Below are 15,751 nucleotides of genomic sequence, written 5' to 3'. Positions count from 1 at the left end.
GTTAAAATCAGTTTATAAGGGTTTTTGTGCAATTCGTGTATAAAAATACTCAAAACATAAGAAAATCGGTATTATTGAGTGCTATTAATTCCAAATCTATTCGTTATGAAATCATTAATTTCTAGACCGTTACTTTTTGTGTTGTGTATTTTACTTGCTATGACTAGCTGTTCTAAAGATGAAGCTGGTTATGATGGTGAGCTATCTGGAGTTACTGTAAAACTAAAAAGCATTTCTAATGACTTAGGTGATGTGTATTTAGATATTAAAGATGTTCAATTAAAAGTTGAAAACAGTAACAATGCCAATTCTTGGATAAGTCTAAATGTCTTGCAGGAAACATACGATGTTTCAAATTTAGATACAGAACTACTGCTTGTTGATAATTTTGAAGTAAAGTCTGGTGCTATTTATGGAATAAGACTAGTACTTGGAGATAATAACTTTTTAAACCTAAATAATATACTTTATAGTTTGGATGTTGAAAATTTAGGTAATGCAACACCTTCTAATTTGGTTAACACGGAATTACTACGTAACAAATTTTACGATTTTACAATTGAGGTTGATTTAACTAAATCTTTAAGCTTTAATGAATCTGAAAACATGATGGTTTTAAACCCAAAACTGTATACAGAAATAAGAGAAATTCATATTTATTAATTTAATCCGATTTTATAAATATAATAGAGTGATAACCAAGTTGTCACTCTATTTTTTTAACTAAAGTTTAACTGGTTTTTTGGTCTTAATAGGTTATGCTAAATAATCTAAGAACGCTTTTCGTGCGTACCTAATTAATGAACCATAAAATCTAAAACATGAAATTTCTTAAACAAATTCTTTCAATTTTTTCAATGGCATTGTTACTAGTTGCATGTAATGATTCAGAAAGTTCTAACGATTCTGGAACAGCAACGCTATCGGTTAAACTTGTTGATGATCCAGGAGACTATCAAAACGTTTACGTTGAGGTAGAAGATATAATGGTAAAATATGACAGTGATGATTTTGATGAGAATGATGAAGGAGGATGGGAATCTATAGGGATTCTAAATCCGGGAGTTTATGATTTGTTAGAGCTTACAGGAGGTGTAAGTTTAGAGTTGGTAAACAATGAAACAATCCCAACAGGTCTTATTAAACAAATACGTCTAATATTAGGTGATGATAACTCAGTATTATTAGAAGGTGAAACAGAACCAAGACCGTTAAACACTCCAAGTGCTCAACAATCTGGATTAAAGATTATGATAGATCAAAGTATAAATCCTGGATATAATTATGATTTTATCCTAGATTTTGATGTTGAAGAATCTATTGTAATGGCTGGTAACTCAGGGAACATTAATCTTAAACCAGTTCTTAGAGCCAACCTAGAAGTTAATTCAGGAATTATTGCAGGTAATATTCAACCAAACGATATAGCTGCTGAAGTTACAGTAACTAACGGATTGTTCTCTACAACAACCTATACAAATGACTTAGGTGAATTTGAAATTTTAGGACTTCCTGAAGGAATTTATACCGTAACCGTTACTCCAGAAGCTTCTTCATTATTTACTCCAGTGGTAATTGATAACGTAGAAGTCAATATTGGTCAAACAACAAATTTAGATACCGTTATTTTTGAATAGCTTAACATAGTTTGTGAAAATTATTATAAAGCGCAGTACTACATAGTACTGCGCTTTATTTTTTAACCAATTGTTAACAGCAACTAAGAAATAATTTTAACACTTTGCGATGTCGAAAAAATTACTAATCATAATTTTGCTTATAATCCCTTAAAATAATGGAAGAAACGAGTACAGTTGATATTAAATCAATTAATGAAAAGATAGAAAAAGAAAGTGCTTTTGTAGATTTATTAACCTTAGAAATGAATAAGGTTATTGTGGGTCAAAAGCACATGGTAGAACGATTACTTATCGGATTGCTTGGTCAAGGACATATTTTATTAGAAGGTGTTCCTGGTTTGGCAAAAACCTTAGCAATAAACACTTTGTCTAAGGCTATTGATGCAAGTTTTAGTAGAGTACAGTTTACACCAGATTTATTACCAGCAGACGTTGTTGGTACTTTAATCTACAACATAAAGGAAAATGATTTTTCAATAAAGAAAGGACCAATCTTTGCTAATTTTGTCTTAGCAGATGAGATCAACAGAGCACCTGCTAAAGTACAGTCAGCTTTACTAGAAGCGATGCAGGAAAAACAAGTTACTATTGGAGACGAAACTTTTGTCTTAGACAAACCTTTCTTAGTAATGGCAACGCAAAACCCAGTAGAGCAAGAAGGAACTTATCCTTTACCAGAAGCTCAGGTAGACCGTTTCATGTTGAAAACCGTTATTGATTATCCAAAATTAGACGAAGAACAACTTATTGTAAGAGCAAATTTAAGGGGAACTTACGATAAAGTAAATCCTGTGGTTTCTATCGCACAAATTCTTAGTGCCCAGAAAGCTGTTAGGGAAGTTTATATGGATGAAAAAATTGAGAAATATATACTAGATATCATATTCGCAACACGTTATCCTGAAAAATATAAGTTAGGAGATTTAAAAGCTTTAATTTCTTTTGGAGCATCTCCTCGTGGTAGTATCAACTTAGCAACTGCTGCAAAATGTTATGCATTTATAAAGCGTAGAGGTTATGTAATTCCTGAAGATGTAAGAGCTGTAGTGCATGATGTTTTACGTCACAGAATCGGAATTACTTACGAAGCCGAGGCAGAAAATGTAACTTCAGAAGATATCATTAACAAGATTGTAAACGAAATCGAAGTACCTTAATCAGTTGGCAGTATTTAGTCAATAGTCTTCAGTAAAATGCAATATCCTGAAAACTTATAACTAAATACTATTTTAGGACTGCAAACCAAACTGCACACTGAACACGCATACTGAAAAAATGGATACAAAAGAACTTCTTAAAAAAGTACGAAAAATAGAGATTAAGACACGTCGTTTGTCTGATCACATATTTGGAGGCGAATACCATTCAACCTTCAAAGGACGAGGTATGACTTTTTCTGAAGTACGTCAATATCAATTTGGTGATGATGTAAGAAACATTGACTGGAATGTTACTGCACGCTACAACGAACCTTATATAAAAGTTTTTGAAGAAGAACGCGAGCTTACCATGATGTTGGTAGCGGATGTCTCGGGTAGTAAATTTTTTGGTACAAAGAATCAGTTTAAAGACGAAATAGTTACAGAAATAGCAGCAACTCTTGCATTTTCTGCAACTCAAAATAATGATAAAATCGGACTGATTTTATTTTCAGACGAAATAGAACTTTACATTCCGCCAAAGAAAGGACGCTCTCACGTACTTAGGATCATTAGAGAACTTTTAGAGTTTCAACCTAAAAGTAAAAGCACAAATGTTGCTGAGGCTTTAAAGTTTTTGTCTAGTGTTATGAAAAAGAAAGCCATAGTATTTGTGCTTTCAGATTTTATAGCAGATGACTATAAGCAAACACTCAAAATCGCTGCAGGAAGACACGATATAACTGGAATTAGAGTGTACGACAAACATGAAGAAAACATTCCAAATATAGGAATGGTGCAGATGGAAGATGAAGAAACAGGTGAATTACTACTTGTAAATACAGCTTCCAAAAAGGTGAGGTTGAACTACGGAAAATACTATAATGACCGAGTGAATTATTTTAGAGACAGTTTTACTAAATCAGGATCTGGTACTATAGATTGTAGAGTAGATGAGAGCTACGTAAAAAAATTGTTGGGTTATTTTAAAAGAAGAGGATAGAATTAAGTAAGAAGTGAAAAGTATAAAATTAAATAGCATTCTTAAGTTTTGTGGAAAAAGGACATTATTATCTCTAGCCTTTGTTCTAACATCTTTTTTCTCTTTTTCTCAGGTTACAACCGAAGTTGATACGACCAAAATAAGAATAGGCGAACAAATTAATTATAAAATTAATGTTGAAGCAGATTCAACAGCTTTAGTTGTTTTTCCTGAAGGGCAAACCTTTATGCCTCTAGAAGCTGTAGAAGCTACTGAAATAGATACAACAAAGAAAAAAGCAAACTTTTTACTGTCTAGAATATATAAATTAACCCAATTTGATTCGGGTTCGTACACTATTCCACAGCAAAAAATAATCATTGGAGATAAATCATTTCTAACGGATTCTTTACGAATCGACGTCAATACAGTAGTTGTAGACACTACAAAACAAAAGCTTTATGACATCAAACCAATCATTGAAGTTGAAGAACAAAGTGATTTTAATTGGATAGCACTTTTAATTGCTTTGGGTGCAATTCTTCTAGTTGCATTTTTGCTGTATTGGTTTATATGGCGAAAAAAACCACTAACCGAAGAAGAGGAAATAGCGTTGCTACCTCCTTACGATCGTGCAAAACTGGCTTTGAAAAAGTTAGATGAAAGCCAATATTTGATGCGTTCTGAAGTCAAAGATTTTTATTCTGAATTAACGTTTATCATCAGAAAATATCTAGATGAAAAAGTTTATGACAGAGCTTTAGAAAGTACAACAGATGAACTTGTCACTAGATTGCAATTACTCAAAGAAGGTAATCAAGTACCATTATCAAAAGAAACAATTGCCAATATAGAATCTATCTTAAAACGTGCCGATTTAGTAAAATTTGCAAAGTCTGCACCCGATACGGCTTTGGCAGAAATGGATAAAGCAACCATTGATAAAGAAATAGATCACGTCAAGGAAAGCTTGCCAGAACCTTCTGAAGAAGAAAAGTTATTAGATCAGCAATACAAGGAAGAGCAAGAACGCAAAAAGAAGCGTAAAAAAGTAATCCTTACCATTGCTATCTCTCTGTTCTTAATTGTAGCAACATTTGTTGGCTTTGGTATTAAATACGGCTTTAAATATGTAAAAGATACTATTATTGGTCATGAAAGCAAAGAACTTCTAGAAGGCAATTGGGTAGAAAGTGCCTACGGTTTTCCACCGGTTTGGATAGAAACTCCTAAAGTGTTAAAGCGTGTTGAGTTAGAAGTGCCTGAGGTTGATGATGAAAAAATGAAAGTTTCAACATTTATGTATGGAACTTTACTAGATGTTTTTAGTGTTACTGTAAATAACATAACGCTTACGGTTCCTCAACAACAAGCGCCAGGTCAACAAGGTCAGAAAAATGAAGAGTCTACTTTTGATCTTTTAAAAATGTCTGAGGAAACCATAAAGTTACTCGAGGCTCAAGGTGTCACTGATATTATTGTTAAAAACGATAAGATTATAACACCTAATGGTGCAGAAGGCTTAAAGACTTTCGGAACTATGAGCATAAAAATGCCAAATACCGAAAATAAGGTTAAAGCTAACTACATGTTTGCATTTTTTGCCAATAAAAATGTGGCTCAACAGATTATGGTGACATGGCCAGTTGACGATGAATATGCAGATGAAATGGTAAATAGAATAGTAGATTCAATTGAGTTAAACCCAGATGAAGCTGTAGAAGAAGAAAAGTAATGTTTGACAATATAGAATTTTTAAATAAAGAGTTTTTTTGGTTGTTCCTATTGTTGCCAATAGCAATAGTTTGGTACATTTTTAAGCATAACAAACAAACAGCAGAATTAAAAATTTCGACAATCAAAGGCTTTAAAGTAACGTCTTCAAAATGGTCAAAATTGAAACACGTACTTTTTGTTTTGCGATTATTGGCTTTAGGGTTATTAATCGCAGCCTTAGCCAGACCAAGAACAGTTGATGTATCTACAAGAACAAAAACCACAAGAGGTATTGATATTGTTATGGCCATTGATGTATCGGCAAGTATGCTGGCAAAAGATTTAAGTCCAAATAGATTGGAAGCTCTTAAAGAAGTTGCATCAGATTTTATAGATGGTAGACCAAACGATAGAATAGGTTTAGTTGAATATGCTGGTGAAGCCTATACTAAAACACCGATTACAAGTGACAAATCTATAGTGCTTAGATCATTGAGAGATATTAAGTACAACACTATCATTGAAAGTGGGACCGCAATAGGGATGGGATTAGCAACTTCTGTAAATAGACTGAAAGATAGTAGAGCTAAAAGTAAAGTTATCATTCTCTTAACGGATGGTGTGAACAACTCAGGATTTATAGATCCAAAAATAGCAAGTGAGTTAGCTATGGAATATGGGATTAAAGTTTACACTATTGGTTTAGGGACAAATGGTATGGCTTTATCACCAATCGGTATTAATCCAGATGGATCTTTCAGATATGGTCGTCAGCAAGTAGAAATTGATGAAAAATTGCTGGAAGAAATTGCTAATGTTACAGGTGGAAAATATTTTAGAGCCACTAACAATAAAAAATTAGCTGAGATTTATGATGAAATCAATAAGCTAGAAAAAACAGAAATAGAAGAAAAGAAATATTATAATTACGACGAAAAGTATAGACCTCTAGTACTTGCGGCAGGTATACTTTTGTTAATCGAATTATTATTTAGAAATACAATATTTAGAAGCTTTGTTTAGATTCGACGAAAAAATATGGTTTTGGACATTACTGGTTATTCCGGTAATCATACTATTGTTTATAATGCTTCAAATTTGGAGAAGATCTGCACAAAAAAAGTTTGCTGATAGCCTTCTATTAAAGCGTTTAAGTCCTAATCAATCTACATTTAAAAGTGTATTAAAAATACTAGTCCTTTGTGGAGCTTTTGCATGCTTATCTTTGGCTTTAGTCAATCCTAAAATTGGCACAAAACTTGAAACCGTTAGGAGTCAAGGAGTAGATATTGTTTTTGCAGTAGATGTTTCCAAGAGTATGTTGGCTGAGGATATTGCGCCAAACCGTTTAGATAAATCGAAACAATTGGTTACGCAAATTATCAATAGCTTAACGAGTGATAGAGTTGGTATTATAGCTTATGCAGGTAAAGCGTTTCCGCAGTTACCAATAACAACGGATTATGCTTCCGCAAAAATGTTCTTGCAAAACATGAATACTGATATGCTGTCTTCACAGGGAACTGCTATCAGCGAAGCAATTCAGTTAGCAAAAACCTATTATGATGATGAAGAACAAACTAATAGGATTCTTATCATTATTTCTGATGGTGAAGATCACGATGGTGAAGCAATAGATGTGGCAGAAGAAGCTAATGAAGAAGGCATCCGAATTTTAACCGTTGGTGTAGGAGATGTAAAAGGTGGTCCTATTCCTATAAAGCGAAATGGAGTTGTTTTAAACTATAAAAAGGATAGTAAAGGAGAAACAGTAATTACACGCTTAGACGAAACAACCTTGAAAGAAATTGCTAGTGAAGCCAATGGAGTTTATGTTAACGGTAGAAACACAAACGAAGTTGTTACGGCTATTAAAGATGTTTTGGACAAAACGGATAAAACCGAGTTCGAATCGAAACAAATAGCAGATTTCAAAGACCAGTTTCAATGGTTTTTAGCCTTGGGTATTTTATTGTTGTTTGTAGATATCTTTTTCTTAGAACGTAAAACAGCTTGGTTAAAGAAATTAAATTTATTTAATGAGAACTTTTAACTTTAAAATTTCTTTAACGCTAAGTAATTAAAGGGTTTGGTAATTTTAATTAATAAAGTCGGAAATAAAAAAATAAGTAAAATGAAGATAAATTTTGTAGTTGTAGCATTGCTTACTTTTTTTTCAGGTTTCGCTCAAGAAATTAATAAAGCACAATTAAAAGCAGAGCAAAACGCTAATAATTTTGTGTATAAGGCTAATGAATTGCTCAACGAGGATAATTATGTTGAAGCAGAAATGGAATATAGAAAAGCCATTTCCGAAGCACCTAATAAAGCAGTTGGAGCCTATAACTTAGCACATTCCTATTTCAGAAAAGGCAGTTTTGAGGAGGCTCTTTTTAGAGGTGAAGAAGCTGCTAAGAATGCTACATCTAAAGATGAAAAGCACAGAGCCTACCATAATATTGGTAATATTTTAATGCAAAACAAAATGTGCAAAGAAGCCGTAGAAGCTTATAAAAATGCATTGAGAAACAATCCGACAGATGAAGAAACCCGTTATAATTTTGCTCTAGCAAAAGAATGTGCAGAACAGCAACAAGACGATGGTGGAGGTGAAGATAACAAAGAGGACGAAAACCAAGATAGCGAGCAGGATAAAGAAGATCAGGAAAAGAAGCAAGACGAAAATAAGGACGATCAAGATAAGAAAGACGAAGGCGACCAAGACAAGAAGGATGGAGACAAAGAAGAAGATGAAAATGGTAAACCTAAAGACGATAAAAAGGATGATGGTAAAGGAGATAAGGAAGACCAAAATAAAAACCAGCAACAGAAGCCGAAGCCTGGACAAATGTCTCCTCAACAAATGAAGAATATCCTAGAAGCTATGCAAAACCAAGAACAAAAGGTTCAGGAAAAGATGAATGCAGAAAAGCAAAAAGGAGCCAAAGTAAAAACTGAAAAAGATTGGTAACAAATTGTAATAATTTGTAACCCTTAACTAAATGAAAATCGCAAAATACATATCAATTTTAATACTGATGCTTTCTTCAAGTTTAGCTTTTTCTCAAGTTAAATTTGAAGCTAAAGTCAGTAAGAAAAAATTAGGTGTTAACGAACGCCTAAGGATTGATTTTGAAATGAACCAAGATGGAGACAATTTTGTACCTCCTAATTTTGCAGATTTTGATGTAGTTGGAGGTCCAAACACGTCTATGAGTAATTCATGGATAAATGGAAAACGTACTTATAAAAAAACGTATAGCTACTTTTTAGCCCCCAAAAAAAGAGGGAGTTTTACTATAAAGCAAGCGACTATAGAGATTGATGGTGAAACCTATAAAACTTTTCCAGTAACCGTAGAGGTTACGGCAGCAGTAGATCGGCCTAATGCTCCACCTCAAGCTTCAGATATTGCTGATGATAACATCCATTTGGTAGCTGAGGTTTCTAAATCAGACCCGTATCTCAATGAAGCTATAACAGTAGTATATAAACTTTATGTTTCAGCTGAAACAGGTGTAAGTAGTTGGCGAGAAAAGGACAATCCTAGATATAATGATTTCTGGAGTCAGAATATCGAAATAAAGGGTCTTAATATTCAAAAAGGGCAATACAAAGGTGAAGATTATCGCTATGTTGTACTGAGAAAAACAGTATTGTACCCTCAAAAAACAGGAAAATTAAAATTAGAGCCATTAGTATTGGATATCACGGTTGAAGTGCCAACTAATAGATATGATATTTTTGGACGTCCATTAATGACAAAAGTACCTAAGCTCGTCACAGCTGGTAGTAGAACTATTGATGTAAAACCATTACCAGAAGAAGGTAAGCCAGCAGATTTTAAAGGTGCAGTTGGGGATTTTTCATTTAAAGTTACAACCTCAAAAACTGAGTTAGATGCATCGGAATCTCTTCAAGCTAAAATAGAAGTTTCAGGAAAAGGAAATTTAAAATTATTTGAATTACCTAAGTTAACCGTTCCAAGTTCTTTGGAAGTTTATGAGCCAGAGCATAAAGAAAATGTTCGCACAAACTTAAGTGGAATGCAAGGTGGTATTTCCGATACTTATACTATTGTCCCACAATATAAAGGGAAGTATCCTATTCCTTCAATTTCATTTTCTTATTTCGACTTAAAGACTGAAAGTTATCAACGTATTACTTCCGATGAAATAATAATTGATGTGTTAGACGGTCCAATGGCAAATACAAATACTAAAGAAAATGCTACCACAGAAAGTACAAAACAAGCCGTAAAAGCTAATACAAATACGTTTGCTTTTATAAAAACATCAACAGATTTCGTAAGTACAACGAATGAGTCTTTCTTTAAGTCTAATGCATTTTGGTCATTATTATTAGTACCATTTTTAGCAATCCCATTAGCGATTGTTATAAGAAGAAAACAAGACGAGCGTGCGGCAGATGTTGAAGGTAACAGAATTAGAAAAGCAGATAAACTTGCCAAGAAATATCTTGGTGCTGCCAAAAAATCTTTAGGACAAAAAGAAGCATTCTACGTGGCATTAGAAAAAGCTTTGCATAATTACCTTAAGGCGAAGTTGCATATTGAAACTAGTGATTTCAATAAAGAAAAAATAGAAAGTATTCTTACGGAGAGACAAGTTGAAGCACCTGTAATTTCAGACTTTATTTCTATTTTAGAAAGTTGTGAATTGGCACGTTATACACCAATTACGCAAGTTACTATGGAGAATGATTATGAAAAGGCAGCTAAGACAATTTCATTAATTGATAAGCAATTAAGATAGTATGAGAACACTAATTTTTATAGGTCTATATATTTTTAGTCTGTTGGGTTGGTCTCAGAATAATAGCCAATTGTTTGATGAAGCCAATGCCTTATACAATGATGGTAAATATGCAGAAGCTATAGACAAATATGAGTCAATTCTTGGCACTGATGTACATTCTGCCGAATTGTATTTTAATTTAGCAAATGCCAATTACAAACTCAATAATGTTGCTCCAAGCATTTACTATTACGAAAAAGCGCTTTTGCTTAAGCCAAACGATAAAGACATTCAGAATAATCTAGCCTATGCTCAAAATATGACCATAGATGCAATTGACAAAGTTCCTGAAGTTGGTTTTGCGAGAATCACAAAAAACATTGTAAATACATTTTCTGCCGATACTTGGGCTATCATAGCCGTAGTAGGAGTTATTTTGTTTGTTTTAATATTTTTAACCTACCACTTTTCTTATAGAACAACCAAGAAAAGAATTGCATTTGTAAGTAGCGTTGTTATTTTATTCATAGCCTTATTCTCTGTAGCTATGGCATTTCAAAAAAGCGCATTAGAAAAGAAAGATAATCCAGCGATTATCTATGTTCAAGAGAGTAGGGTAAAAACTGATCCTAACCAAACAAGCGAAGAAGTTTTTAGACTTCATGAAGGCACAAAAGTCAAGGTTTTAGAAACCTACGAAGATTGGAAAAAAATTCAATTAGCAGATAATTCTACAGGTTGGGTGCCATCAAAAGACCTACGATTAATCAAAGATTTTTAGTTTATATTTTGAATTTGTTAAATTCTTAATGCTATATTTGAGGTAAATGCAAAAAACCTCAAGACATATAAAAGCACTTTATTTGGCATTACTATTTTTAGTTTTAATATCTGCTCCAACAGTTATTATGTCTATTGATAGCTCTATCGACGTGTCAAGTTTTTACAATGTTAATGAGGAAGAAGAGCATGAAAACCTAAAAATAGTTTTCAAAACTACCGCTTTGGATTCACAAGCTTTATTTGAAGAACTTATTAGCTCAAATCATATAGGCTTTTCTTTTAAAAACTACTCTAAGCCTTATCTAAGTGTAGTTTCTCCACCGCCAGAATATATTTTATAGTTTTAATAAATCCCTTCTAAAAATTATAAAATAGCTCATGAGAAATTCTCATTGGCAAAACAATACATATTATGTTTAAATATTTAAAAAACGATATACCGGCAAGTATAGTCGTATTCTTTGTAGCCTTACCTCTTTGTTTGGGTATAGCTTTAGCTAGTGGAGCACCATTATTTTCAGGATTAATAGCAGGTATTATAGGTGGAATCGTTGTTGGCGCTATGAGTGGCTCTAAAATTGGAGTTAGTGGACCAGCAGCTGGTTTAGCAGCTATAGTGTTTGCTGCCATTAATAGTTTAGGCTATGAAGCCTTTTTGGTAGCCGTAGTTTTGGGTGGAATTATTCAAATAGTTTTTGGATTGCTTAAGGCAGGAGTTATTGGGTATTATTTTCCCTCATCCGTTATTAAAGGCATGTTAACAGGTATTGGAATTATTATTATATTAAAACAAATTCCTCACTTTTTTGGCTTAGATAAAAACCCAGAAGGAGCTTGGGACTTCTTTCAGAGCGATGGTGAAAATACATTCTCAGAACTCTTCAAGATATCTGATTTCTTAAGTCCTGGTGCTACTTTAATTGCATTTATATCTATTGGTATTTTATTGTTATGGAGCAATGTCTTGTCTAAGAAAGGAAAGATCTTTCAAATTATTCAAGGACCATTAGTAGCTGTAGTTGTAGGTGTTGTTTTTTATCTTTTGACAAAGGATAGTTCAACTTTAGGAATTGCTAAAGAGCATTTGGTAAACGTTCCAGTTCCTGGAAGTGTAGACGATTTTTTAGGTCAGTTTGCCACTCCAGCATTTAGTGCTATTACAAATCCAGAAGTATGGCTTACGGCTTTCACTATTGCTTTAGTAGCAAGTTTAGAAACTTTACTTTGTGTTGAAGCAACAGACAAGTTAGATCCAGAAAAAAATGTAACACCAACTAACCGAGAATTACTTGCTCAAGGTACAGGAAATATTGTTTCAGGACTCATAGGAGGCTTACCAATAACCCAAGTAATTGTACGTAGTAGCGCGAATATTCAGAGTGGAGGTAAAACCAAAATGAGTGCCATTATTCACGGATTCTTGCTCTTAATATCTATTGTAACTATTCCTGTTTTATTAAATAAAATTCCACTTTCAGTCTTAGCAGCTGTGCTACTTATTGTTGGTTATAAACTAGCAAAGCCAAGTATTTTCAAGGAAATGTGGAAATCTGGATGGAGACAATTCGTTCCGTTTATTTTAACGGTTTTAATTCTTCAATATAATTTATTAGTTGGAGTTGGAGTTGGTTTAGCAGTTGGAATATTTATAACTTTATACCAAAGTTTTAAAAACAGTCACTTTTTACATAAAGTTGAAGAAGATACCAAAGGTGAACATCATGTAAAGATGACTTTAGCAGAGGAAGTTACGTTTTTAAACAAAGCAACGATATTGAAAGAATTGGATGCTTTACCAGAAAACACTTATTTAGAAATTGATGTTAGAAAAACAACATATCTCGATTTTGATGTCATTGAAATTCTAGAAGATTTTGCAGTGAAAGCAAAACAGAAAAATATTCATATAAAACTATATTCGCAACGAGGAACAATAGAAAATCCTGATAGTTTTGTAACGTTTTTTAAACAGAAAAAAGAAGATATTAATGTATGATCAACTTTTATTGGTCATACAGACAAAGAATAATAATTAACTATATTTAGAAGTCTTAGAGGACTTAAGAGTTTGAATAAAAAAAGAAAAACTGATATGAAAGCACATACAAGAGAGACACAGGCAACTATGACTCCAGAAAAGGCTTTGGAATTTTTAAAACAAGGAAATGTACGTTTTCAGAGCAATTTAAAAGCCAATAGAAATTTACTAGAACAAGTTAACGATACTGCTGAAGGCCAATTTCCATTTGCAACGATTTTGAGTTGTATAGATTCAAGAGTTTCTGCAGAATTGGTATTTGACCAAGGTTTGGGTGACATTTTTAGCATAAGAATAGCAGGTAATTTTGTGAATCAAGATATTCTCGGTAGTATGGAATTTGCTTGTAAACTTGCTGGTACAAAACTTATTGTTGTTTTAGGACATACAAGTTGTGGTGCCATAAAAGGTGCTTGCGATCACGCTAGAATGGGTAATTTAACCACGCTTATCAATAAAATAGAACCTGCGGTTTATGCCGTAGACGAACCTGAAGAAAAGGCGCAACGTAACTCGTCTAATTTAGAATTTGTTGATGCAGTTTCTAAAAAGAATGTAGAAATGGCTTTAGAAAACGTAAGAAATCAAAGTGTGATATTGCATGAAATGGAGGAGAAAGGAGAAATTAAAATTGTAGGAGCTATGTACGATATTAGTACTGGTGAAGTTGAGTTTTATTAAAAACTTAAACACATAAAAATAAAAAAACCAGAATTTGTGTTCTGGTTTTTTTATTTTTACTATTTAATTTTTAGAACCAAGGCTTCTTTCCAACTTGGTAAGTATTGTAGAAGTCCGCATCAGATTTAGTAAGATAAATGATACCTTCAATAAGACCGATGATGCTCATTATCCATACGACAAAAACACCAACTCCAATACATGATAAAACAATACCAATAAGAGTAACACCAAGCATTATTCCTCCTTCTTTACTATAGCCTAAAATAAATTTATGAACACCAAAACAGCCAAAGATTATACCTAGTATTCCGGCTAAAATCTTTTTGTTGTCACCACCTGTTTTGTCAAAAGCTTCTTTAGCTCCTTGAGTAAATTCATTAGCGGTTTCTTTGGCTTCGTCAGAGAATTCCTTTGCTTTTTTACTGATGTTATCAGATGCTTTTTTTGCACCATCTTTTGCGTCATCTAACATATCGTTAAGATCGTCGCCCAAATTTTTGTTATCGTCAGACATTTTAAATTTTTAATTGGTTAGTATTATACGGTTTAAATTTAGTAAAAAAATTGAATGCATTACAGAAAAGTCTTATCAATAGGTTCCCATAATTCAATTTTATTACCATCATTATCAAGGATCCACCCAAACTTTCCATATTCATAAGTCTCCATTTCCCCTACAATTGTTACACCTTCTTCTTTTAAAACTTTTAATAATTCTTCAAGATTTTCAACCCTATAATTAAACATGAAGTCTTTTTTAGAAGGTTCATAATATTTTGTGTCTTCTGCAAAAGGACTCCATTGTGTAGAGCAATCTTTCCCTTCTTTATCTTTCCACCAAAAGGTGCAGCCATAATCATCTGTGTTAAAACCTAAATGCTTTTTGTACCATTCTTTTGAGGCTTTTGGGTCTGTAGTTTTAAAAAATAATCCACCGATTCCTGTTACTCGTTTTTTCATTTTACTTCTTTTTTAATGCTGATTCATAAATTTTTATCCATTCCTCACTAGACATTTTTCTGGTGAGTTCGCCTAATAGTTCATAGGGTATTTCGTCTATGTTTTTAAATCGAATACAACTTTTACCCATGTCTAATTTGCGTTTACAATGCTTCGGATACTCACTAACAAACCAATCTAGTAATTCCTTTTTTGCATAAATTCCCATATGATAAAAGTTGATTGAATTTTTCTGGGAAGCAAAACTCATGAAAGGTAAAGGAATTTTAGGATCACAGTGATAGCCATCTGGATATACAGAATGTGGTACATAGTAACCAATCATTTTGTATTGTATACCTTCTTCAAAACCTTTAGGTAGGTTAGCATTAATTATTTTTCTTAGTTTTTTTAAAGCGTCTTGTCGCTCTTCTGGAACTTGACTAATATAGTCCTCAGGTGAAATTGCATCGTATTGCATTTTAGAGTGGTTTAGTAGTTATTTCTTTTGGAGAATCAATCCTGAAATTAAAGATATAATAAATCCTATTAAGACCACAGTGATAAACATAAGTAATGCCATAAAACCAGATCCTCCATAGTCCTCCATCTGTTTACTCAGTTCAGCTTTTTTTAGGGCTAATTCTTCTCCAGAGTAGAGTGTCTCATAACTTTCTAAGGTTATAGCTAAGTATTCTTCAGCAAAGTCAGGATTTATAACTGTAGTATATAAATAATCCATTAAGCCAACACCAAGCCCAACAAAAGCAGAAATTAATAGACCTATTAATAAAGCTTTACCAAATGTAACTTTTCCATTATTAACATTGTCTCTATAATGTCTTATGCCAAAGTAAACAAAAGACAAAGAGGCTATCATTGAGCCATAGCCAATAATTTCTTGAGTCGTATAACTTAAACCGTTACCAAAGGTTAGAGCTAAACCAAAAATAATAGCTCCAAGTAAGAGTCCATACCCACCAAATTTCAACACTGTATTTTTCATATATTTTCAATTTTAGTTTAAAGCAAATGTATCTGTATACACCATTTTTGGGCTCATACTAAAGTAC

General features: G+C 32.9%; 17 protein-coding genes. 13 read left to right on the top strand and 4 right to left on the bottom strand.

Features of this window, described 5'->3' with window-relative positions; translation table 11 throughout:
• Positions 1 to 105 precede the first annotated feature (105 nt).
• The 13 genes from QGM60_RS12095 to QGM60_RS12035 all read left to right on the top strand — a co-directional run bounded on the left by QGM60_RS12095 (position 106) and on the right by QGM60_RS12035 (position 13,736).
• On the top strand, positions 106 to 663 hold the full coding sequence (locus QGM60_RS12095) for a DUF4382 domain-containing protein (protein ID WP_281140506.1): 558 nt from the start codon (positions 106 to 108) through the stop codon (positions 661 to 663).
• A gap of 158 nt (positions 664 to 821) precedes the next feature.
• Positions 822 to 1,637: a DUF4382 domain-containing protein gene (locus QGM60_RS12090; RefSeq protein ID WP_281140505.1), complete on the top strand. Its 816-nt coding sequence runs from the start codon at positions 822 to 824 to the stop codon at positions 1,635 to 1,637.
• Between the two features lie 158 nt (positions 1,638 to 1,795).
• Positions 1,796 to 2,797 (top strand): MoxR family ATPase, encoded by a 1,002-nt coding sequence (locus QGM60_RS12085; protein WP_281140504.1) that lies wholly within the window; start codon positions 1,796 to 1,798, stop codon positions 2,795 to 2,797.
• 118 nt (positions 2,798 to 2,915) lie between these two features.
• Complete coding sequence (locus QGM60_RS12080; RefSeq protein WP_281140503.1) at positions 2,916 to 3,782, top strand: DUF58 domain-containing protein; 867 nt, start codon at positions 2,916 to 2,918, stop codon at positions 3,780 to 3,782.
• Positions 3,783 to 3,795: 13 nt separating this feature from the next.
• Positions 3,796 to 5,496, top strand: a complete 1,701-nt coding sequence (locus QGM60_RS12075; RefSeq protein WP_281140502.1) for a hypothetical protein — start codon at positions 3,796 to 3,798, stop codon at positions 5,494 to 5,496.
• Positions 5,496 to 6,500 (top strand): VWA domain-containing protein, encoded by a 1,005-nt coding sequence (locus QGM60_RS12070; RefSeq protein ID WP_281140501.1) that lies wholly within the window; start codon positions 5,496 to 5,498, stop codon positions 6,498 to 6,500. Before QGM60_RS12075 ends, QGM60_RS12070 begins: the two co-directional genes overlap by 1 nt.
• Positions 6,493 to 7,530 (top strand): VWA domain-containing protein, encoded by a 1,038-nt coding sequence (locus tag QGM60_RS12065; RefSeq protein ID WP_281140500.1) that lies wholly within the window; start codon positions 6,493 to 6,495, stop codon positions 7,528 to 7,530. Before QGM60_RS12070 ends, QGM60_RS12065 begins: the two co-directional genes overlap by 8 nt.
• Positions 7,531 to 7,611: 81 nt before the next feature.
• The gene (locus QGM60_RS12060; RefSeq protein ID WP_281140499.1) at positions 7,612 to 8,448 is read left to right on the top strand and encodes an aerotolerance regulator BatC; all 837 of its coding nucleotides are present in this window, start codon (positions 7,612 to 7,614) and stop codon (positions 8,446 to 8,448) included.
• Between the two features lie 31 nt (positions 8,449 to 8,479).
• Positions 8,480 to 10,252 (top strand): BatD family protein, encoded by a 1,773-nt coding sequence (locus QGM60_RS12055; protein ID WP_281140498.1) that lies wholly within the window; start codon positions 8,480 to 8,482, stop codon positions 10,250 to 10,252.
• A gap of 1 nt (position 10,253) precedes the next feature.
• Complete coding sequence (locus QGM60_RS12050) at positions 10,254 to 11,015, top strand: tetratricopeptide repeat protein (RefSeq protein ID WP_281140497.1); 762 nt, start codon at positions 10,254 to 10,256, stop codon at positions 11,013 to 11,015.
• Positions 11,016 to 11,061: 46 nt separating this feature from the next.
• A complete protein-coding gene (locus tag QGM60_RS12045) occupies positions 11,062 to 11,358 on the top strand; it encodes a hypothetical protein (RefSeq protein ID WP_281140496.1) in 297 nt (98 codons plus the stop codon).
• Between the two features lie 71 nt (positions 11,359 to 11,429).
• Complete coding sequence (locus QGM60_RS12040; protein ID WP_281140495.1) at positions 11,430 to 13,013, top strand: SulP family inorganic anion transporter; 1,584 nt, start codon at positions 11,430 to 11,432, stop codon at positions 13,011 to 13,013.
• 72 nt (positions 13,014 to 13,085) lie between these two features.
• Positions 13,086 to 13,736, top strand: a complete 651-nt coding sequence (locus tag QGM60_RS12035) for a carbonic anhydrase family protein (RefSeq protein ID WP_281140494.1) — start codon at positions 13,086 to 13,088, stop codon at positions 13,734 to 13,736.
• A 70-nt stretch (positions 13,737 to 13,806) separates the two neighbouring features.
• Here QGM60_RS12035 and QGM60_RS12030 read toward each other — a convergent pair whose 3' ends face one another.
• Genes QGM60_RS12030 through QGM60_RS12015 form a run of 4 tightly spaced genes read right to left on the bottom strand, consistent with a single transcriptional unit; the run spans position 13,807 to position 15,684 of the window.
• Complete coding sequence (locus QGM60_RS12030) at positions 13,807 to 14,253, bottom strand: TM2 domain-containing protein (protein ID WP_281140493.1); 447 nt, start codon at positions 14,251 to 14,253, stop codon at positions 13,807 to 13,809.
• Between the two features lie 59 nt (positions 14,254 to 14,312).
• Positions 14,313 to 14,699 (bottom strand): VOC family protein, encoded by a 387-nt coding sequence (locus QGM60_RS12025; RefSeq protein WP_281140492.1) that lies wholly within the window; start codon positions 14,697 to 14,699, stop codon positions 14,313 to 14,315.
• A gap of 1 nt (position 14,700) precedes the next feature.
• Positions 14,701 to 15,159: a DUF1801 domain-containing protein gene (locus tag QGM60_RS12020; RefSeq protein ID WP_281140491.1), complete on the bottom strand. Its 459-nt coding sequence runs from the start codon at positions 15,157 to 15,159 to the stop codon at positions 14,701 to 14,703.
• Between the two features lie 18 nt (positions 15,160 to 15,177).
• Positions 15,178 to 15,684: a DUF4199 domain-containing protein gene (locus tag QGM60_RS12015; RefSeq protein WP_281140490.1), complete on the bottom strand. Its 507-nt coding sequence runs from the start codon at positions 15,682 to 15,684 to the stop codon at positions 15,178 to 15,180.
• Positions 15,685 to 15,751: the final 67 nt, after the last annotated feature.

The organism is Winogradskyella sp. SYSU M77433 (genome assembly GCF_029911945.1).
Lineage (GTDB): Bacteria > Bacteroidota > Bacteroidia > Flavobacteriales > Flavobacteriaceae > Winogradskyella.
This window is presented reverse-complemented; position numbering and strand designations above follow the sequence as displayed.

Coding starts and splice junctions, on each gene's coding strand:
- QGM60_RS12030 (WP_281140493.1), bottom strand. CDS start 14,253: ATGTCTGACGATAACAAAAATTTGGGCGACGATCTTAACGATATGTTA.
- QGM60_RS12045 (WP_281140496.1), top strand. CDS start 11,062: ATGCAAAAAACCTCAAGACATATAAAAGCACTTTATTTGGCATTACTA.
- QGM60_RS12095 (WP_281140506.1), top strand. CDS start 106: ATGAAATCATTAATTTCTAGACCGTTACTTTTTGTGTTGTGTATTTTA.
- QGM60_RS12060 (WP_281140499.1), top strand. CDS start 7,612: ATGAAGATAAATTTTGTAGTTGTAGCATTGCTTACTTTTTTTTCAGGT.
- QGM60_RS12090 (WP_281140505.1), top strand. CDS start 822: ATGAAATTTCTTAAACAAATTCTTTCAATTTTTTCAATGGCATTGTTA.
- QGM60_RS12085 (WP_281140504.1), top strand. CDS start 1,796: ATGGAAGAAACGAGTACAGTTGATATTAAATCAATTAATGAAAAGATA.
- QGM60_RS12055 (WP_281140498.1), top strand. CDS start 8,480: ATGAAAATCGCAAAATACATATCAATTTTAATACTGATGCTTTCTTCA.
- QGM60_RS12080 (WP_281140503.1), top strand. CDS start 2,916: ATGGATACAAAAGAACTTCTTAAAAAAGTACGAAAAATAGAGATTAAG.
- QGM60_RS12015 (WP_281140490.1), bottom strand. CDS start 15,684: ATGAAAAATACAGTGTTGAAATTTGGTGGGTATGGACTCTTACTTGGA.
- QGM60_RS12050 (WP_281140497.1), top strand. CDS start 10,254: ATGAGAACACTAATTTTTATAGGTCTATATATTTTTAGTCTGTTGGGT.
- QGM60_RS12025 (WP_281140492.1), bottom strand. CDS start 14,699: ATGAAAAAACGAGTAACAGGAATCGGTGGATTATTTTTTAAAACTACA.
- QGM60_RS12040 (WP_281140495.1), top strand. CDS start 11,430: ATGTTTAAATATTTAAAAAACGATATACCGGCAAGTATAGTCGTATTC.
- QGM60_RS12020 (WP_281140491.1), bottom strand. CDS start 15,159: ATGCAATACGATGCAATTTCACCTGAGGACTATATTAGTCAAGTTCCA.
- QGM60_RS12070 (WP_281140501.1), top strand. CDS start 5,496: ATGTTTGACAATATAGAATTTTTAAATAAAGAGTTTTTTTGGTTGTTC.